Source organism: Planktothrix mougeotii LEGE 06226, from assembly GCF_015207485.1.
Taxonomy (GTDB): Bacteria; Cyanobacteriota; Cyanobacteriia; order Cyanobacteriales; family Microcoleaceae; genus Planktothrix.
In genome coordinates, this window is record NZ_JADEWU010000048.1 from 23,953 (window position 1) to 45,098 (window position 21,146).

Here is a 21,146-nt window from a genome sequence, read left to right on the forward strand (position 1 = left end):
GTCTCTGCGGGAGACAGATGCGTAGCAAACATTTAAAGATTTCATATAATGTTATAATTCCAAAGGAGCCATAATTCCTAACTTTTCTTCTAATAAAATTTGGAGAATCACTTGCGTCATTAAAACCAAACCCAGTCTCGCTTGAGCTAACTCCGGGGTCTGTTGTTTGACTTCTCCCCAAATTCGACAGTGACGATAAAACTGTTGAAAATTATCGCTTAATTGAATAGCAAGTTTTACCCAATTAGGAGAACTTAAAGGGAAAAAAAGAGCATCTACAGTCTTCACCAATTGCATTAAAAGTTGATAGTCATAACTTTGAGTAAATTGTAATTGTCCTTGATCTGTTAACCAAGAAATCGGGTGAGAAGTAGAACTAATTTTTAAAGGTAATACAGCCCTTAAATTCGGTTCTTCTAACTGAATTAAATCCTCCCGATGAGCCAAACTTAATAAAGAACAACAACGAGCATGACTATATTGAAGCTCAAATTGATCCAGGGAAATTTCCCCATTCCGAAGCGCAGTTAGTGTCCACTGGTGGCGAAGAAGGTGTTCTAACCAAGCCGCAATTCCCACATCCGTAAAGATAAATTGCAACATCCCTGACGACAAGGGATAAACCGTCACATCTCTAGGAATTTTCCCAAAACCGCACTCACCCTGTGCATTTAAAGTCTTTAAACTAACACAGATAGCCTCCGCCAGATCCAGAGGAGGTTGATGTAAACGGGATGAAAGTTTCAGCGCGATCGCCGATCCGTATGTGATCTTAGTCTTATGTTTAATGTGATTTACGGGAATTTCCTGAGAATTAACCGTATCAATCCCTTGAAATCGTAAACTTTTTCCCAGTTGTACCGCTAACATCTTTGCCAAAGCAAGCATAACCTTCTAAATCCATCCCAAACAGGCTTACATTGGCTATTATCAACATACTAAGTCAATACCCTGACGGAATTTTTTGAAATTGATTGTCTAAAATAGTTGATGAGTTTACTCAAAAGAGATGTGTTTTTTGTTACTTTGGTTAAAGGATCTTAAACCCTTCTCTCTTAAGTATAAAATACACCTTCAGGATAGGCGAGCAATTCTGTGAACCCATTCAACACTTGACGGATGTGGAGGTGTATAAGCATCTTGCCTTTACGTTTGACTAAAAATTGTTTATTACCTAATCTCATGATGCAATCATCTCCTATTCCGACCGATTCCAATCGACCTTTCCTAACCTGGCAGAGGATTACAGACTGGGCACAGGAACATTACCGTTGCCGCAGTTTCAGCAAAGATGAGCGGATTCCGGCTCGTCCAGGGTTACTGTATTTAGTCCAACGGGGTGCAGTCCGATTAGTCGGTAGCGCTCAACTGGAATATGCCAAGGGTAAACCCAATTCCAAACCCCGGAATCGCAATTTAGATGAAGCCTTTCTCGGTTTTGTTGGTGCAGGTCAACCTTTTGAATTGGTGGCGCAATCTCCCTTTAGCCTACAAGCCTATAGCCACGCCGATGATACAACCGTGTTATGGATGTATTGGCACGATTTAGATAATTGGCCCCATTTTCGTCGGGAAGTTCTCGATGCGTTTCGATATCAACATCAACGGAAATTACTTTGGTTAAGTACATTGGGTCAACGTCGTACCATTGACCGACTTTTAGGATTTTTAACCTTACTCATTGAAGAATATGGGGAATATTATGCCAGTAGTAACGGGGAAGATGGGTTTAAAGGCTATCGTTTACCCTGGTCATTAACCCACTCTCAAATCGGCAGCGCCATCGGTTCCACACGAGTTACCGTAACTCGTCTGATGGGAAAACTCCGTCAACAAGGCTTAGTTTATACTCAAGACGATAACTTAATTTGTATCCCCATTGAATCTGAAGACTATAACAAAACCTTGGATTTAGAAGACGATGCAGGCTTTGAAGAGGAATAATCAGTCATCAGTCATCAGTTATCAAGTATCCGCATCATCAGTTATCAGTTATCAAGTATCCGCATCATCAGTTATCAGTTGTCAGTAAATACTCATCTGTTGATGAACTCCAAGTTTTTGAACGGTTTCCTGTTGACTAATAACTGATCTAATGTTACACGAATTACTAATTACTAATTCCTGATAAAACCTGCCGTAACTGTGTTGTTGCCTGGGTTTGAGAGTTGGACAAATCTAACAGTTGATTCAGATCAGCCGTTGTTTCCCGCAACTGCTGGCGAACTTGATTCCATGAATCTTGAACAGGTTGCAACATTTCCTGATACAAATTAATCCGCCCCCAAAGTTCAGCCACCATGCGTTGCTGTTCAAGCCAACTTTGCTCCTGACTTTCTAACTGTTGACGGGTTTGTTCTTGTTGTTGAACTTGAGCATTTACCTCTGTCTCTCTTTGGGCAAAGGTAGAGCGCAATTGTTGGAGTTCCGTTTCCAAAGTTTGGAGTTGCTGTTGTTGTTGCTGTTGTTGGGTTTCTAAATTCGCAATCACCGATTTCAAATCAGTCGGCCCTCCTGCGGTAGCCGGAGACAAACCCCGACGACGATTTAACACCCCTTCATATTGAGTTTTATGGTCTTCCCGTTCTTTTAAGGTACGGCGCTGACCCACCAATGTTTCATTCAACATTTGATAGGCATCTTGTTCATCAGCTAATTTCGTCTGTAAACTCTCTCGATCGCCATCGTTTGCCGTTTTGAGTTCCTCTTGAATTTCCCCAATCTCTTCGAGTTTGTATTTTAATTCCTCCTCTTGGTCTTTAACAAAACCAGACCAGCGATCCCATTCCTGTTTTAATTGTTCGACTTCCGCTTGTAATTGTTCTAAGGGCATCGCCTCCAATGCTTGGATATCCACTTTCACGCTCACTGCGACGGGTTCATCCTCCGATTGACGAGAAGCCAACTCTTGTAACTGTTCTAATAAAGTTTGACGGCTTTGGATCAAGGTTTGTAACGTTTGAGCATAGTCCTGTTTCGTTTGGACTAACTGTTGCTGGGAGGCTAACTCAGAGCGATTTTGAATTAACGTATCCTGCGCTTGCTGCCACTGTTGCCATTGCTGTTTAATGCTGCTGGTTGTCGTTTCTAGGGTTTGTTGAAGGCGTTCAGCCTCAGAACGTTGTTCTTGTAATCGTTGCTGATGTTGTGCCAGTAAACTCTCAGCCCCAGTCACTTGTTCTAAGGACTGATGGAGTTTTGTCTGTAACGGTGAAATTTCAACAGGGTTAGACAATTGATTGAGTAAGTTACTGAGGAGTTCAGATTGTTCGGCACTCAAGGAAGGAGACGACTGTAATTGAGCTTGTTGTTCTTCAAGCTGTTTGCGTTGATCTCGTAACTGCTGTCGAGTGGTTTCAATATCTTGACGAGCCTGGTCAATTTGAGACCGTAAATGGTTACTTTCATCTCGGGAACGCTCAATTTCTTGACGTTGCTGTTCCAGCCGTTCTAATTCTTCCTCCAATTGTTCCATCTGTTCTCGTCGGGCTTCCATTTCCATTTCCCGGCGATTTAATTCCTGACTTTGGTAAGTCAACGACTCCTTCCACTGTTCAATTTCTTCCTGTTGGGTTTTAAACTTTTCCTGCAACCGAGAAAAATCTTGGAGAATTCCCACGAGTTGGCGGGCAGCTTCTTGGATGCGCTGTACCTGCTTACCCGTATTCAGATCCACTAAGACTAACGTTCCGTCCTTAAAGTTATTGGCATCATCAGCAAGGATGATTTCATCTCCGGGTACAGCACTCCAATTGTTTTCACCTCGCTGACAAGCCAATAGCTTGAGTTCAGTCCTACCGCCACCCAGACCAAATTTGCTACTCTGCTTTTGTACTTCCGCTAAATAGAGCATCGGCCCTTTATCCTCTTGAGGTGTTCAAGCACTATTTGTTCGCTGTCTTAATCATAAAACCTTCTGGGAGTCGCAGGTAAACAGTTAATCCTGAAGCCTAATATACCGTTAGTTAATCCTGAATCGCTAACTATCCGGTGCATAAGTGGCTGTCTCCCCTAGAATATAAGGGAAGCCGTGATTTGATCATCACGATACTGCCTTATTTTTCATCTCTAGGATGTACCTCAACCCAAACCCATTTGCAGGAGGCCACTTGCTAAATGCAAGGCTCTTTAAACGAAATTGATATTCGCAGTATTTTGCAACTGATTGAGCTTGGCCAGAGAACAGGGGAACTCATGGTCGAAGCTTACAGTTCATCCCAGATGGCCACTGAAATTGAACGCCATCCCAGCCGTTTAACCGGACAATGTTGGTTAGTGTTTTCTTGGAATGGTCGCATTATCTATGCGGGTCAAAGCGAAGGCAGCCTGATGAGATTACGCGATTATTTACGACGCTATAAAGCTGAAGCCGTTCTCGCTGAGTTAGAAGTTCCCTCCATTGCTTCGGTCAATGCTCCAGAGTATGGGTACTTGTGGGTGTTACTTGAACATCAAGTGATTACCCCAGCCATCGCTCGTAATATTGTTCATTGTATGGTTCAGGAAACCTTATTTGATTTACTGAGTTTACATCAAGGAGCTTTTATTTTTGAAATGGGATCTGCTTTAGCGCCCCAATTAACCACCTTAGAAATTAGCCCGTTATTAGCCAATATTTTCAAACAAGTCCAAGAATGGAAAAAATTCCATCCCCATATTACCTCCCCGAATCAATGTCCCTTAATTACGGATCGATCAAAATTACAAGAGACCGTCCGACCTCAAGTATTTGAAACCTTGAATCGTTGGGCTGATGGCCAAACCTCGATTCGTCAAATTGCCCGTCATTTACATCGAGATATTGTCATGGTGACAAAAGCCATTTATCCGTTTGTACAACAGGGATTAGTACAACTATTAGCTCCCCATCCCGAAAATCCGTTAACCACACTAGAACCCTTCACCGATAGAAATCGTAGCCCTCGGATTGTCTGTATTGATGATGATCTGGTGATTCGGCAAACGGTTGAATTGATTTTAAAAGAACATGGCTATGAAGCAACTGCCATTGGCAATCCTTTAAAAGCATTGAGTTTAGTTTTTCAACTCAAACCCGATTTAATTTTGTGTGATATTGCCATGCCTGAATTAAATGGTTATGAAATCTGTGCTATGTTACGAAATTCGACGGCTTTTCGTCAAACTCCCATTGTTATGTTAACGGGAATTGATGGATTTATTGATCGCCTCAAAGCTCGAATGATTCGAGCCACCAACTACTTAACAAAACCGTTTGGCGATGCTGAGTTATTAACCTTAGTGGAAACTTATATTGGGCCAGGGAAACTCACGAATACAGCTAAAGAGTCTAAATTAGAAGAGGAGTTCATGAGTGAGTTAGAAACCCTTTAACACTCCCCCGTAGAAAACCCCAGACTGGATCAATCCAGGCGGTCAAAGATTTGTATAATTAAATAGGACTCTGGCTGACAAGATACACAATCCTGTAAAACCTGACTCTATGGGTTTATAGAGTCGGGAACTATACTTGAAATTAAACAAGATGTTAAAAAAACTAAGTGATCATAACCCTGCCGATGGGATTGACAATTAAACAAACCCGGAGCGATCCGATGCAAAACCCTGCCGCCGATTCGCCCTTCAATTAAATACCCGATGATCGGGTCTTTGAGAACATAGAAATAGCCTCTGTCCTGTAATGCCAACAGGTATGCCAGAAAGAATGACCTCTTTTGAGGCGCAAAGGTTTAGTTGACACTTTACGATAAATTTCTAATGCAGCAGCATAAACCCCTTACTCCTTGGACTCTTACCCCTAACCGGATTATCAATAATTCGGGAGTTTCCCAGGGAGAAGAAAGATGAATAAAGTTATGGTGGTAGAAGATAGTGTCACCCAACGGGAGATGATTTCTAATCTTCTCAAAGATAGTGGCTTACAAGTCAGTGTCGCCAGTGATGGTGTAGAAGCATTAGAACAAGTCCAAAAAAGCTGCCCCGATTTAATGGTGCTCGATATTGTCATGCCTCGGATGAATGGTTATGAACTTTGTCGTCGCCTCAAATCCGATCCCAAAACCCGCAATATTGCCATTGTCATGTGTTCTTCTAAAGGGGAAGAATTTGATCGCTATTGGGGAATGAAACAGGGGGCAGATGCTTATATCGCTAAACCGTTCCAGCCGACGGAATTAGTCGGAACCGTTAAACAATTGCTCAGAGGGTAGGGGTAAACAATAATGGTCGGAAACCCAGATTTTTTAACCGGGCAAGGAACAGATGGCCCAGAATTTCAAGAGTTGGAAACTCCCGAAGGGGAGCCCCACCTCCGGTTTTTTGTGCCTTCAGGCAATGAATTTGCCCTTCCTGCCATCGGAATTCGAGAGGTACTGTTTCAATCTCCAGACCGGATGACGCCCATTCCTAACGTTTCCCCTCTATTACTGGGAACCTTCAACCTTCGAGGTCGGGTGATTTGGGTGGCTGATTTAGGTCAATTTTTAGGGGATAGCACTCCCTTGAATACAGACCGCACAGAGATCCATGTTATTGCGGTAGAAGACCAAGACATTATATTAGGGTTAGCGGTTGATGCTCTCAATGATATGGCATGGCTTGACCCTGATAAAATGCAAATGCCCACTCAAGTCAGTGATAGTATGGCTCCTTTTATTAAAGGAGAATGGCAATTGGCAAATACAGGGAACGTTCTGCGACTCTTAGACCAAGTAGCAATTTTGCGATCGGCTCGCTGGGCAACGTGATCTAGCCAACTCAAGGTTCATAGCCAAAAATGTCACAGCCTGCCCAGCATCAATTGATTATAAAACTGTTTAAGTTAAACCTTTCTTACATTGAACTCTTAACGTTTAAGCCATACCACACTAAACTTTAAAATCAAAAGGGGAATCGCTCATGGCAACAAGCACAGACTTCCTACAAGAATATCAGCAAACGGAGGAAGCATACTGTCAGGGAAATTACGAAGAAGCGGCGGCGCTGGTTTATCAACTGGTGGAAGATTATCCAGAAGATCCGTCCGCCCGTCTTTTATGCGGTCATATCTATGGCTATGGGTTACAGCAATATGATGTGGCTCGTGATCAGTATATGGCGGTCTTAAATTTGACCAGTGATGCGGAATTACTCGAACAAGCCCATCAAGCTTTAGCCGATACTGACCAATACGAACTCGCCGAGCCTTCAGGTGAGTTGAACGAGAACCCTGATTCCCAAGCGGTTTTTAATGCCCTTCTCGATGAAGAAATTGATTCTACCGAAGTTGATTTAACTCAAGATTTACACTGGGCTGCCGAAGAAACCAATGGTTTCGCCAATGGCACCTCCTCAATGAATTTATTAAATGATTTAGAATCCCTTCCTGATGATTCCCATCAGCAAGGCAATGGCAATTTGATCAATGGGTCAAACCCTGAGATAGACCTGAAGGATTTTAGCGGAACCGAAGATCACTTTGATTTTCAAGGATTAGAGGACTCCGAATTAAACTTATCAATTCCTGATCTCGATGATGCGATCGATGAAAGGGGGTTAGAACATCTAGGGGATAATCAAGACTATTTACACTCTAATGGTAGCCAATCTCCCCTCAGCTTTACAGCCAATAATCCCTTTGCCTTAGAGGATGATTTAGAGGAAGGAACAGAAATTTTAAATCCCTTGGATGAGCAGGGTTCCTTGACCCAATTCGAGGATGATCCGTTTACACTAGAAGAAGAAGATGAATCTGTACCCAGAACCCCCTTAGCCACCGATGAGGTGAGTGTCAGTGATCTTGAACAGTTAACCGGGGATTTATTTTCCTCCGAGGATGACCAATTCCATCTTCTCGATTCCTCAAACCCCAGCACTGAGGATGACCTGCATTCACTCAATTCCCAGGAAACTCTGGATGAGTCAGAGATGGATTATCTACATCAACCGACTCAGTTCCTTGACCTCGATGACCTAGAGGATGAAGGAGAGTTTGGGGGAACCGGGGGAGATGAGGAAGACGAGGAATTGATGGAGACTCCCGACTCTAAGCCCCAAACCCCTTTTCCTTCATCTCCTGCCGCTACCCCCATGAGTTTTGAAGAAGAACTCGATGATATTTTTGCCCCCCTAGAAGAGATAGATTCATCCGGGGAGTTCGTTAACCCCGATCCGGTATCCTCCAATGGGATGATGTCGGGTGGGTCAACTCCCTTATTTGAGCCAGAGGAAGAGGAGGAGTTTGACCCCGATCTGTCTGGTTTTACATTTCCTGTGGAACCCTTCGTTGATGATGCTGATGATTCTGTTCCCTTACCCCCTGACCCTTCTAACATGACGGCGAACTTTAATGTTTTGGATACAGAAGAAAGCAACGAAGAGGAAACCCTGTTGACCAATAACAGGATGAATCAGTCATATTTTTCTAATACCCGGGGTGAAGCTACCCCATCCTCGGCTTATGGGGCGTTGGATAGGGCTGAGGAGGAAGATGATATTGTTTTTGATGCTACGGATATTCCTGATAGTTTTGATCTCGAACCTGTAAATGAGGATACTTTTGGGGACTCCTTTGATATAACGCCGGAGATGACAGATCTCAATGGTCGTTCTTCTAATGGCAAGGCTCCCCAAACCGTGGAAAACGATTTCTTAGATAGTTTTGAAGAGTTTGATGATGTTGCCGATTTTGATATGGCGGCTGGTGGGGATAATGATCTATATGTTGATTCAGACTTTGGCAATTTAGATAGTAAGTTTCCGAGCGCGACCTACAACAATAGCACCCTCGATAGTGATAGTTCGTCGATTGGGGATGATGAGATTTTTAATAGTGCTTATACTGCATCGGCTGTTACTACCTTAAGTCCCGATTTGGGGGATGTGATGGATACGGTGGTTGCATCTGATCAAGGGCCATTCTCTTTTTTAGAAAATGCTTCCCTCAACCGCAAACCTTTTTACACGGCCCTCGGAACGGGACTGGTAACGTTGATTTTTGTGGCAACGGCGACTAATGTTGCTACCCGCACTGCTGCCTTAGATAACAAACGGGAATTAGTGGATTATCTAAGGGTTACGGGTTGGTTTATGACCACTGTTGCCGGAGCTACAAGTTTTATCACCGCCTGGGGATTGGGTCGGATTACAGCCCAACAAATTACCAAAGCCACAGACGATTTACAAGCTCAATTTGATGCGATTAGTAAAGGCAATTTAGATGCCCGGGCTACGATTTTTGCTGAGGATGAGTTTGGGAGAATGTCTGCCAAATTCAACCATGCGGCTCAATTTATTCAAAATATTACGAGAGAAGCCCAACGCAAAGCCAAGGAACAAGAAGATGCCAGAGATGATTTACATCGTCAGGTGATTCGGCTCTTGGATGATGTGGAAGGGGCGGCGCGGGGAGATTTAACGGTGACTGCGGAGGTTACTGCTAATGTTTTAGGAGCCGTAGCCGACTCCTTTAACTTAACCATCCAAAACCTGCGGGAAATTGTGGTTCAGGTGAAACAAGCCGCCCGTCAGGTGAGTAAGGGGGCAACGGATAGTGCGACGTTTGCGAAAGATGTAGCCGGAGATGCCTTCCGACAGGCGGAGGAACTGGCTGCGACGTTAAACTCGGTACAGGTGCTGACTGATGCGATTCAACGGGTGGCTGAAAGCGCGAGGGAAGCGGAGGAGGTTGCTCGTTCGGCGGCGGCGGTAGCAACTAAAGGGGGGGAAGCGGTACAAATGACCGTAGCTGGGATTCTCAAAATTCGGGAAACGGTGGCAGAAACCAGTCGAGAAGTCAAGCGGTTAGGGGAGTCTTCTCAAGAAATTTCTAAAATTGTGGCGATTATTTCTCAGATTGCTTCCCGAACCAACTTACTCGCGTTAAACGCCAGTATTGAGGCGGCACGGGCTGGGGAAGCGGGCAAAGGATTTGCGATTGTTGCCGATGAAGTTCGACAGTTAGCGGATAAGTCAGCGAAATCTTTAAAAGATATCGAACAAATCGTCATGCAAATCCAAAGCCAGACTAATACCGTGATGATGGCGATGTCTCAAGGTCATCAACAGGTGATTGAAGGGACTCGTCTAGCTGAACAAGCTAAACGGGCTTTGGATGACATTATCCAAGTGACGAACCGGATTGATGTCCTGGTGCGTTCCATTACCGCCGATACGGTGGAACAAAATGAAACGGCTCGTGCTGTCGCCCAGGTGATGCGAGCCGTTGAACATAGCGCCCAAGAAACGTCCCAAGAAGCCCAAGGAGTCTCTAGTGCATTAACCAAACTGGTAGGTGTGGCGCGAGATCTCTTGACTTCAGTGGAACGTTTCCGGGTTGATGCTTCAGAAAAATCCTAGGGAGCAAGAAAGGCAGGGGAGGAAGTGCGTGAAAACGAGTGACCAAGGATTGACTGATAACTGATAACTGATAACTGATAACTGATAACTGATATGCAACTTGAACAACAACAACGGATCATGGGCTATTTTATTGAGGAGGCCAAAGACCACCTCAATACCATTGAACAGGGATTACTGAATCTACAAACTACGGTTGAAGATCCAGAACTGCTCAATGAAGTCTTCCGAGCGGCTCACTCGGTTAAAGGGGGGGCTGCGATGTTGGGACTGAATAGTATTCAACAAACGGCTCACCGATTAGAAGATAGTTTTAAAATTCTCAAAGAAAACCGTCTTCCGACTCAATTCCTCGATCAACAATTAGAGTCGTTATTTTTACAAGTTTTTGATACCTTACAAGCCTTGATTGATCAATTGTCAGGGCCCTATGGGTTAACGGAAGAGGCGGCGAGCGCTATTTTGCAGGATGTTGAGCCTGTTTTTGAAGCTTTAAATTATCATATTAAAAATGTTGTACAGCAACAGGGGACAGGTAAACGTTCGCCTGTAGAGACAGATTATAGTACCCCTGTACAAACCCGCCCGACTTCTGCGCCGATCTCGAAACCGCGTGAAGAAACGGGACATAGCAGTGCTAAAGATTTGGTCTTTGGTAGTGATGTTGCTGAACGGTTGCGGGAAATGTTGCAACAGTTTAAACAACCGGAAACCCCCCAAACTCGTCAGGTGTTAATTGAAACTTGCCGAAGTTTAGCCCGGGCGGGAGAACTGTTTGATTTACCGAGTTGGGTTAAATTTATCGAAAATGTGGAACAAGCGATCGCTAATTCACAGAATACTTATCGGAGTTTAGCTCCCGTGGTGATTAAGGCGATTAAAGAAGCTCAAGACCTGGTTTTAGCGAATAGAGAGACTGAAATTGTCGTCACCGAAGCCATTACCCGCTTGTTACCCAAGTCCGTAACTCCTGCAAAAACCCCAACATCCAAAAAATCCTCCGGTCAATCTCCTAAATCCCGAACACTGGGAGAAGGGGAGTCTAAAAAATCAGCAGCAGCGAAGAAGTCGGGGAATAGTAAGAAGAAATCTCCAGATGTTTCAACGCTGACGAACCCCCTACTCGATACTAACTGGTCGGATTCGGCAACGAATGCGAGTAATACCCCAACTCGTTTACCAAACGGCCCCGAAATTACCCCCGAAGAATATAACAGCCTCAGAGATTTATTTGAGGGTTTGGATGAGTGGGATCATGGGGCTGCTGGGGAAACGGCTGGGGAAACTCCTGCACAGTCGGGAAGGTCAGCAGACCCCCTACAAGGTGACTTTTTTGATTTGTTAGATGATAAACAAACGGGGTTAAATAAGACAGAAGCTAAAAACAAAAAATCTTCTCAGGAAAGTCTGCAACGGGGACATCACCCCCCAGGGATGTCTCCGGCTAACTCTGGTGTGGATGATGATCTAGCTAGTTTCTTTGATAACCTCAGTGATACGGATATGCCGATGGTGGAAACCCCAAGGGTCAAACCACCATCTAGCGCCCCAAAAGTTGGACAGGATAAACCATCGCCTAGTTTTGAGGATTTCTTTGATGAACTGTTAGAAATGAATCCCGAAACAGAAGTTTCATCGGGATCAGCCCAGAATTCTACATCCATTTCCCCGGATGAAATTAATGATTTATTGGAGGATGCGGAAAGTTTGGATGAACTGTTTGACCAGTTTGACCAACAGGCTCAAGGGTCTTCTCCCGAACCCAAACCCCAAACGGCAAAACCCAGTTCTTCCTTAACCGTAGAAGCAGCCCCAGAAGAGGATTGGTTTGACGAACTGTTAGAAAGTGAGATGGGTATTGTACCCGAAATATCGACTCCTTCTTCTTTGGATGATTTGATGCAATTTGGAGAAGAGCAAGCTGCAACTATTGAGGACAGTGTTGAGGTGTTAAGCCCAAGGATATCTCAAAACTTAGAAACGATGGAGACCGATCAGGGTCGGTCTCTACCTGCTCCCAATTTGGAACTACCGGATGATGATTTTACGAGTTTAGATGCTTTACTGAATGAAGAAGGTGCACAAGCTAATCAGACGGTAGAAGAAGATATTTTCTTAAATTTAGATCAACTGTTACAGTCCCCGGATGCAGTAGAGACGCGCCATGATCGGTCTGTACCGTCAATTCCCAAATCCTCAGACAGTGGACGAACCCCTGTTAGTAAAGTATCGTCTTCTTCTGAGGATGATTCAGAGTTTACGGAGTTGCTGCAATTAATTGAAAATGGGCCGCCAAGCTCTCGGTCAGCGGCGGTTCCCAGAGGAAACTTTGCCAAACCGATTGCTGAACCGATTGTTAAGGTTCCGGTGAAACAATTGGATAACCTTAGCAACCTAATGGGGGAACTGGTGGTTAACCGCAACAGTTTGGAACAGGATCAAGAACGGATGCGGCAGTTTTTGGATAATTTGCTGCACCAAGTTTCGCTGTTGGGGGATGTGGGTCAACGGATGCAGGATTTCTATGAACGATCGCTATTAGAAATTTCCCTCCTGTCCCACCGTCGTAAGCCGTTCTGGTTTAATGAAACGTCTTCAATTCATGATGATGATTCTAATACGGATTTAGATTCGACGGAACTTGATCGGTTTACGCCGTTCCATACCCTCTCTCAAGAGATTATTGAGTTAATTGTCCGGGTGCGGGAGTCGTCGGCGGATATTGAGTTTTTGGTGGAAGAAGCGGATCAAGTTACCCGTGAGTTGCGACGAATTACCACCGCGTTGCAGGAAGGGTTAAATCGAGCCCGGATGGAACCCTTTGCCATTGAAGCGGATGCGTTGAAGCGTCCAGTGCGGGATATTTCGATTAAATGTGGCAAACAGGCGGAGTTATTTGTCGAGGGTCGAGATACTTTAATTGACAAGATGTTATTGGGTAAACTCCATGACCCGTTGATTCATTTAGTCAATAATGCTATTACTCACGGCATTGAACCTGCGGATGTGCGGACAGCAGCCGGAAAACCCGCAGTGGGTCGGATTACGATTCGGGTATTTCACCAAGGGAACCAAACCATTATTGCGGTTTCCGATGATGGGGGTGGGATTGATGTGAATCGGGTGAAAAATAAGGCGATTCAGAAGGGGTTGATTACGGCGGTCGAAGCTGAGAGCATGAGCAATCCAGAGATTTATGATCTGTTATTCCTGCCCAACTTTAGTACAAAGGATGTGGCGGATGAATATGCAGGTCGGGGTGTGGGGATGGATGTGGTGCGAACCAGTTTAACGGATATTCGCGGCACAATTACGACGGATTCGACGTTGGGACGCGGGACATCCTTCACCATTCGCTTACCCTTGAATATGAGTATTTCCAGGGCGTTGTGCTGTGTGAGCGATCGGGTGCGGATTGCCTTTCCGATGGATGGGGTAGAAGACATGATTGATGTTCCCCGTGAACAAATTCGAGTTATGGAGGATGGGAGTAAGGCTTTAGAATGGCGAGGAACGATTTTACCGCTCCGTCATCTGCGGGAGTTGTTGACTTATCACCGCCATTTGGGTCGGGGGAATGTCTATGGGGCTACGGCTGAGGAGGATATGATTTCGGTGATTGTCCTGCGGTCTTCGAGTAGTTATTTGGCGGTGCAGGTGGATCAGGTGTTGATTGAACAGGAAATTGTGATCAAACCCTTGGAAGGGCCGGTGCCGAAACCGATTGGCATTGCAGGGGCGACGGTGTTAGGGGATGGTCAAATTGTGGCGATCGCCGATGTGCTGGAGTTGATTGATTTGGCGATGGGTCGAATTCGCAAGGATGCTGCTGGTAAGATTTGGCAGATGGGCAATGCGGTGGCTGAACCCCAACTTCAGAAGTCTGAACCGACGGTGTTGATTGTGGATGATTCGATTACGGTGCGATCGCTCTTATCGATTACGTTTGAAAAATCCGGTTATCGCGTAGAAGAGGCGCGAGATGGTAAGGAAGCCTGGGAAAAACTGAAATCGGGTTTACCTTGTGATATCGTGTTCTGCGATATTGAGATGCCTCGGATGGATGGGTTGGAGTTGTTATCGCGGATGCAAAAAGATCCGGTCTTAACGAATTTACCCATTGCTATGTTAACGTCACGGGGGGCGGATCGTCACCGTCAAATGGCGTTTAATTTGGGGGCACGGGGTTATTTTACTAAGCCTTATTTGGAGGAACAGTTATTAGAAGCGGCCGGACGAATGTTAAAAGGTGAAGTGGTCGGGAATACGGCGGTTGGTGTGTAATCAGTTATCAGTTATCAGTTATCAGTTATCAGTTATCAGTTATCAGTTATCAGTTATCAGTTATCAGTTATCAGTTATCAGTTATCAGTTAAGAAAAATTTGAAAAAGTTGATTATTGGCTGTTAGCTGTTTGTTAACCGTTAACAGCCAATACATCCGTCTTTTCCTACCTGTTCGGTGCTATCGCTTCTATGAGTTGATCCATTTCGGAGGGAAGGGTAAAGTAGTGAACGCAGGCTCTAACGCAATTGGGATCGAGGAGGGTTCGTAGGAAAATCCCTTGGTTTTCTAAAGTGTTGACTAAGGATTGATGGGATTGTTCATTGGTGAGTTGAAAGGAGACTAATCCGGCTGCGGGGGGAGAGGTTCTTAAACATTGAATTTGGGGAATTTCTGATAGTTTTTGCCAAAGATATTGACTATTCTGACAAATTTTTTGATAACGTTCGCGTGCAGTTCCCCATTGATGATGCAGGGTAATGGCATGGCGTAATGCTGCATATAATGGATAGGCTGAAGTGGCGACTTCATACCGTCTAGCGTCGGGTGTCCAAGCAATCGGTTTTCCCTGTGCATCGTTAATAATACTTCGCCATCCGATAAAGGTTGGAGACAATTCGGATAAAGATTCAGCACTCACATATAACCCCCCTAATCCATCTGGCCCGCATAACCATTTATGACCTGTAAAGGCATAAAAATCAACTCCTGTTTCTGTTAATTGAAGAGGTAAAACACCAACGGATTGAGCCGCATCAACTAATACTTTTGTGTTATAATTTTGATGGCAGAGTTTAACGATTTCTGTTAGCGGTAAAACTTGACCTGTATTCCATAAAATATGACTGATGACTAATAGACGAGTATTCGGTTTTAAATACTCAGAAATCATCGCCACTGGATCACCTTGATTTAAGGTTTCTCTCAACGGAAAAAACGAAACTTGCAAATCAAAGCGACGTTGAAGTTCTTGAACAATTGCGATAATTCCCGGATGTTCACAATCTGAAATTAACAGATGATCTCCCGATCGCCAATCGATTCCCCACAGAGCAATATTACAACCAACGGTAACATTTTCGGTGAAACACAGGGTTTCGGGGGAAATTCCTAATTCAGTGGCGACTAAATTGCGAGTTAACTGGGTTTCTTGCTTTTGCCATTGATTAATTTTAGCCGAAAAAGGGCCAGAACACTGCACCTCGTTATACCCTTGAATAATAGCATCCATTGACACCTGGGGTAACGGCCCTTGTCCGCCATAATTAAAATAGGCTTTATTGGCTGAGGCGGGAAACTGTTGGCGATAGGTTTCTAGGGAAGGAGTTGTCATAATATTAAGGGTTCGTTATTTTTCGTCAAAGGACACTTTTAAGTTTAAGGTGAAGAGGATATCTGACTCATCATTGATCATTGACACCGAAATAATTATGTTAATCACCGATAAACAACTATTGCTGTATCAACGCTGTCAGAGGCGTGCATTTTTAGAGCGTTATGGAGATAGTTCTCAACAAGATCCTCCTAGTGATTTTTTACTAAAATTGATGCAGGATAGTTCTGCTTATCAAAAAAGTATTTTATCTCATTATCCTTATTTTAAAATAGACTCTTTTTTTGGAAATTGGGAGTTGGGAGCTAAACAAACCCTAGAGTTAATGCGGCAAGGCGTTGATCGAATTTATCAGGGGGTTTTGCTGAAAGTAGAGACGTTGCATGCAACGTCTCTACACCTTTCTGAAATTTTGTTAGATGGATCATTAATAGAATCTGATGAAATGATTCAGATTACTTTAGTGAGTTCTCCTGAATTATTAGTGAAACAGCCCGGATATTCTCAATTTGGAGATTGGGTTTATGTTTCTCACGATATTAAGTTAGGGAAACGTCCTAAACTCGATTATCAAATTATTTCTGCTTTTCATGCTTATTTATTAGAATCAATTCAAGGAGTCCAGCCGGAAACTGGTTGGTTAATTTTACGAGATAAGGCTCCGTATTCGGTTAATTTAGAGCAACGTCTTCCGCAAATGTATCAGGTTTTAAATGATTATTTAAACATGGCGTTATCTCGTGATGAACCGGAAGTTTTTATTGCTAGACAAAAATGTAATTTGTGTCAATGGCATAGTTATTGTTTGGAGGTCGCGCGATCGCAAAATCATATTTCTTTAATTCCGGGTGTTACTCCGACTCGGTATCTACGGTTAAAAGAATTGAATTTACCTACTGTAGAAACCTTGGCGAAAGCTACCCCAGAGCAATTAGAAATTTATCCCGAATTTGCAGAAGGAATTGCTTTACAAATTATTAAACAAGCTGAATCTAATTTAGAAAGTAAAGCACTTAAACGTCAGGAAGAATTTATCAGTTTTGAGCAAAATTTTAATTCTAGCTATTGGTTAGATAATTTTCAAGATAGCTATCAAACCAAATTAAAAGAATTTCCGGTTGAGATTTATTTTGATATTGAAGCACAACCGGAATTGAATTTAGATTATTTGCATGGTCTTCTAGTGATAGATCGGCGATCTAATCAACAGAAATTTTATCCCTTTTTAGCGGAAGATAAAACTCAAGAAGAATTAATTTGGAAACAGTTTTTAGAGTTGGTTTGGGCTTATCCCATCGCCCCTATTTTTCATTTTTGTGATTATGAACCGAAGACCATTAAACGATTAGCTACAATTTATAATACCCCGGATTATTGGTGGAAACCAGTATTAAAACGATTTATTGATCTTCATCAAAAAATGACAGAAACGGTAACACTTCCTGTGGAAAGTTACGCCCTTAAACCTGTAGCAAAATGGTTAGGGTTTGAATGGCGAGATCCCAAAGCAAATGGTGCTCAATCTGTTTGTTGGTATGAACAATGGTTAAAAACAGGCGATCGCACCTTATTAGATGCCATTGTACAATATAATGAAGATGATTGTCGTGCTACATTTCATGTTAAAGAATGGCTAACAGAATTTCTTAATGCTTAACCCCAAAATGGAGTTTATCAAGAGAAATTTTTAAGAGATATAGAACTTATGAATCAACAACAAAAAATTGATCGTCAGCGAGAACATCAAGCCAATGAGCGGACATTTTTGGCTTGGTTAAGAACGTCTATTTCCTTAATTGCTTTAGGTTTTGCGATCGCTCGATTTAGTTTGTTTTTACGTCAATTGCAAACCTCATTTACCGAAAAAATTCCCCCTAGTCATCCTATTTTTAATTCTGATAATATGGGGATTATTTTAGTAATTACCGGAATGATGATTACTGTAATTGCAGCTTGGAATTATAATCAAGTTTTTTGGCAAATTGAACAAGCGAATTATAAACCCAACCGTTTATTAATTTGGATGATGACAGTGATTGTAATTATTTTAGGATTAATGAGTTTACCCTTATTTCTCCGTCGAGATTTACCTCAAAAAACTGTTCCCAACTCTTTAAATTTGCCAAGCAAAAAGACTTTACCCTTTATTACTCAAGTTCTAATCAATCTTCGATATTAGAATAGAAAAGAATAGATTATTAATTCTTTATCCCTAAACTTTATTAAAATAGGCAAATCTAATGAAAATTTTATTATCTTGTCTGCTGTTAATTTTAACCTTAATTTTCTTTTTAATTTTCAGCACCTCTAGTGTAGCGATTTCAACAGTAATTGATTTAATTGGACAAGCTACTTTACCAACAGGACTACTCTATAATAATACAGAAGTCGGTGGTTTATCAGGTATTACTTATAACCCCGAACAACAAGTTTATTATGCCATATCCGATGATCCCAGTGATAAAAATGATGCTCGATTTTATACTCTCAAGATTGATTTAAGTTCGGGTTCCCTTTCAGAAACAGGGGTGAGTGTAGTCGGGGCTACCACACTATTAACAGAAACGGGAAAACCCTTTCCTAAAAATAGTCTTGATCCTGAAGGAATTACATTTTTTAAAAATAGTGTTTTTATTGCTTCAGAAGGGAACCTCTATCAAAATATTTCCCCTTTTATTCAAGAATTTTCCCTGGACGGTAAAATATTGAGAACTTTACCCATTCCTGAAAAGTTTTTTGATGGGAATGGGAAGAAAAACCGAGGCGTTCGTTCTAATTTAGCCTTTGAAAGTTTAACGGTGACACCTGATAAAACCCATCTATTTACCGGGAATGAAAACGCCTTAATTCAAGATGGAGAAATAGCGAATTTAGACCAGGGAAGTCCTTGTCGAATTTTGCGATATAATCTACAAACGAATCAACCCGATGCCGAGTTTTTGTATATTACCGATCCTTTAGCCAATTCTTCATTTATAGCAGAACAATATAACAGACAGGGTTTAGTCGATTTATTAGCGATTGATGAATCTCATTTAATTAGTTTAGAACGATCTTTTTCTTTAGGTTTAGGATATACAATTAAATTGTTTTTAGTTTCTTTAGAAAAAGCAGATAATATTCAAGATTTGCCCAGTTTAAAGGAAGTCAATACAGAAATTATACCCGCAGAAAAAACTTTATTACTGAATTTAAGCCGTTTAAATATTCCGATTGATAATATTGAAGGATTAACGTGGGGATCTTCCTTACCCGAAACAGGGCGATCGCTAATTTTAATCAGTGATAATAATTTTACAACTCTACAAACAACCCAAATCATAGCATTAAGACTGAATCATCTAACAGTAGTAAGCCCTTCAGGGCTTTGAGTAGTAGTAAGCCCTTCAGGGCTTAGAGTCCTAAAGGACTCACTACAGTAGTAAGCCCTTCAGGGCTTAGAGTCCTAAAGGACTCACTACAGTAGTAAGCCCTTCAGGGCTTAGAGTCCTAAAGGACTCACTACATAACCAAAGCTTAACCCTGGAAACTTGACAACAGATTGGGGGGATCAGCTATCCTTAGATTAGGAACGTCCGCCATTAGCCAATCACACTCAAATGGAGTCATCCAGCCTGCGGTTGTCAGGTCTGAGGGTGAATTAACAAAACGACCTCATTGGAGGTGAAATTCTTCTTTACCTAGCGAGACAAAACCTATTTAATCAAATGATCAAGACTCTTGCATTCGGTTTGGTGACTTTCCAAGAGCCAGTGGTCGAACTGGCAATATCCATTTAGCCGATGCAGAAGTCAAGTTAGAGAACAAAATTTAATTGATTTATTAACCCTTTTTTATGAGTGTCTAATTTGATAAAACCTGAACATTTCTGTGTTACCCACAGGAAACAGAGTTTTATCGTCATCATTAATTTTTAACCCTAAAACTATCCTGATTTTAGTCGTAAAACCTTATTCCTAAAGGGTTTTTGGCTCAAATAGAGTTTGGTTTAAATTCTCTATTATCAACATTGAATAGAGAATTGATAAAGGTTGTATTGAAGAACAACCTCTAGTTTTTGGTGCAAATTTATCGGTTCGAGATTAAGTCAAAACTTCCGAATTTTCGGAACAATTTGTTATGAATTCTTTAATTATTAAACCCTACGAAGGTCAAAAAGATTGGTCTGCAATTTTTAATTTATTTCAAGCCTGTCAAACCGTAGATCATCTCACAGAAGATGAAAGTTTAGCAGACTTAAAATTAGGACTCTCTTCTCCAACGGTTAACCCCGAAAAAGATATCCGTCTTTGGACAGATGTAAAAGGTCAACTTTTGGGATTAGTTGGAATTGAACCCCAAGCCTCTAAAACTGGAATTGATGGATATTTTGGATTGTATATTCATCCTAGTGTCCGAGCCAGCAATTTAGGCAAACAAATGATGCGGTGGTGTGAAACCCGTATTCGAGAAATCGGACAACAAAAACGGTGTCCCGTGCAATTAAGAACCTACAGTTTAGAACAACAAACCGAACAAAACGAGTTACTCAAACAACGAGGTTTTAACGTAGATCGGCAGTTTATTACGATGGCGAAATCCTTAGAATCTCCCCTCTCTATTCCCGAACTTCCATCAGGTTTTAAATTATCTCATATTCATTGCAAACAAGACCTTTCAGCCTGGGTTGATTTGTTTAATGACTCCTTTATTGACCATTGGGATCATCACGAATTAACCCTAGAACAAGCCGAATATTGGCAAAATCAACCGACTTATCAACCGGAATTAGATTTAGTTGCAGTTGCACCCAATGGCACATTTGCGGCTTTTTGTAGATGTCACTTAAATTGCGATCAAATTGGTTGGATTGAATGGTTAGGAACACGACGAGAATTTCGGAAATTAGGATTAGGAAAAACCCTCCTTTTGGCAGGTTTATCTCAACTGCAAAAAGCAGGCGTAACCACTGCTAAACTAAGCGTTGATGCTGATAGTTTAACAGGAGCTACAAAGCTCTATCAATCGGTTGATTTTAAACCCGTAACCCCCTGGTTTTCCTGGGTCAAACCCCTATCCCGTCAAAACCTTAGCCAACTTTTCCCCCAACAAGCAACTGCTTAAAGAGCGTATAGAATAGGGGTGTAGGTTGTCGGTTATCGGGAAAAAGAACCCAATGCAGAGTGCAAGCTAAAGGGTACAGTGAGGGAGTCAGACATTAATAATTTCCCTCTTC

General features: G+C 42.4%; 14 protein-coding genes. 10 read left to right on the forward strand and 4 right to left on the reverse strand.

What is annotated here, in order from left to right:
• Positions 1–51: 51 nt before the first annotated feature.
• Together IQ236_RS18200 and IQ236_RS28070 are read right to left on the reverse strand one after the other, a co-directional pair.
• Positions 52–888 (reverse strand): DALR anticodon-binding domain-containing protein, encoded by an 837-nt coding sequence (locus IQ236_RS18200; RefSeq protein ID WP_193870607.1) that lies wholly within the window; start codon positions 886–888, stop codon positions 52–54.
• A 167-nt stretch (positions 889–1,055) separates the two neighbouring features.
• Positions 1,056–1,184, reverse strand: coding sequence for a hypothetical protein (locus IQ236_RS28070; protein ID WP_265578695.1), 129 nt, complete (start codon positions 1,182–1,184; stop codon positions 1,056–1,058).
• A 1-nt stretch (position 1,185) separates the two neighbouring features.
• Between IQ236_RS28070 and IQ236_RS18205 the strand changes: the two genes are divergently transcribed.
• Entirely contained in the window at positions 1,186–1,944 is a 759-nt protein-coding gene (locus IQ236_RS18205) for a Crp/Fnr family transcriptional regulator (protein WP_193870621.1), read from the forward strand.
• Positions 1,945–2,110: 166 nt separating this feature from the next.
• Here IQ236_RS18205 and hmpF read toward each other — a convergent pair whose 3' ends face one another.
• The gene (gene hmpF / locus IQ236_RS18210) at positions 2,111–3,853 is read right to left on the reverse strand and encodes a pilus motility taxis protein HmpF (protein ID WP_193870608.1); all 1,743 of its coding nucleotides are present in this window, start codon (positions 3,851–3,853) and stop codon (positions 2,111–2,113) included.
• A 263-nt stretch (positions 3,854–4,116) separates the two neighbouring features.
• Between hmpF and IQ236_RS18215 the strand changes: the two genes are divergently transcribed.
• From IQ236_RS18215 to IQ236_RS18235, 5 genes are all read left to right on the forward strand, one after another.
• Entirely contained in the window at positions 4,117–5,352 is a 1,236-nt protein-coding gene (locus IQ236_RS18215; RefSeq protein WP_193870609.1) for a response regulator, read from the forward strand.
• Between the two features lie 470 nt (positions 5,353–5,822).
• Positions 5,823–6,188, forward strand: coding sequence for a response regulator transcription factor (locus IQ236_RS18220; RefSeq protein ID WP_072718823.1), 366 nt, complete (start codon positions 5,823–5,825; stop codon positions 6,186–6,188).
• A 12-nt stretch (positions 6,189–6,200) separates the two neighbouring features.
• Positions 6,201–6,725 (forward strand): chemotaxis protein CheW, encoded by a 525-nt coding sequence (locus IQ236_RS18225; protein WP_190520898.1) that lies wholly within the window; start codon positions 6,201–6,203, stop codon positions 6,723–6,725.
• A 151-nt stretch (positions 6,726–6,876) separates the two neighbouring features.
• The gene (locus tag IQ236_RS18230; protein WP_193870610.1) at positions 6,877–10,314 is read left to right on the forward strand and encodes a methyl-accepting chemotaxis protein; all 3,438 of its coding nucleotides are present in this window, start codon (positions 6,877–6,879) and stop codon (positions 10,312–10,314) included.
• A gap of 93 nt (positions 10,315–10,407) precedes the next feature.
• The gene (locus tag IQ236_RS18235; RefSeq protein ID WP_193870611.1) at positions 10,408–14,598 is read left to right on the forward strand and encodes a hybrid sensor histidine kinase/response regulator; all 4,191 of its coding nucleotides are present in this window, start codon (positions 10,408–10,410) and stop codon (positions 14,596–14,598) included.
• Between the two features lie 166 nt (positions 14,599–14,764).
• Here IQ236_RS18235 and IQ236_RS18240 read toward each other — a convergent pair whose 3' ends face one another.
• On the reverse strand, positions 14,765–15,931 hold the full coding sequence (locus IQ236_RS18240) for an aminotransferase class V-fold PLP-dependent enzyme (protein WP_193870612.1): 1,167 nt from the start codon (positions 15,929–15,931) through the stop codon (positions 14,765–14,767).
• A 97-nt stretch (positions 15,932–16,028) separates the two neighbouring features.
• Between IQ236_RS18240 and IQ236_RS18245 the strand changes: the two genes are divergently transcribed.
• The 4 genes from IQ236_RS18245 to IQ236_RS18260 all read left to right on the forward strand — a co-directional run bounded on the left by IQ236_RS18245 (position 16,029) and on the right by IQ236_RS18260 (position 21,034).
• A complete protein-coding gene (locus IQ236_RS18245) occupies positions 16,029–17,588 on the forward strand; it encodes a TM0106 family RecB-like putative nuclease (protein ID WP_193870613.1) in 1,560 nt (519 codons plus the stop codon).
• Between the two features lie 48 nt (positions 17,589–17,636).
• Positions 17,637–18,110 (forward strand): YidH family protein, encoded by a 474-nt coding sequence (locus IQ236_RS18250; RefSeq protein WP_193870614.1) that lies wholly within the window; start codon positions 17,637–17,639, stop codon positions 18,108–18,110.
• Positions 18,111–18,171: 61 nt separating this feature from the next.
• The gene (locus IQ236_RS18255) at positions 18,172–19,302 is read left to right on the forward strand and encodes an esterase-like activity of phytase family protein (protein ID WP_193870615.1); all 1,131 of its coding nucleotides are present in this window, start codon (positions 18,172–18,174) and stop codon (positions 19,300–19,302) included.
• A 748-nt stretch (positions 19,303–20,050) separates the two neighbouring features.
• Positions 20,051–21,034 (forward strand): GNAT family N-acetyltransferase, encoded by a 984-nt coding sequence (locus tag IQ236_RS18260; protein WP_193870616.1) that lies wholly within the window; start codon positions 20,051–20,053, stop codon positions 21,032–21,034.
• The last annotated feature ends 112 nt before the right edge of the window (positions 21,035–21,146 follow it).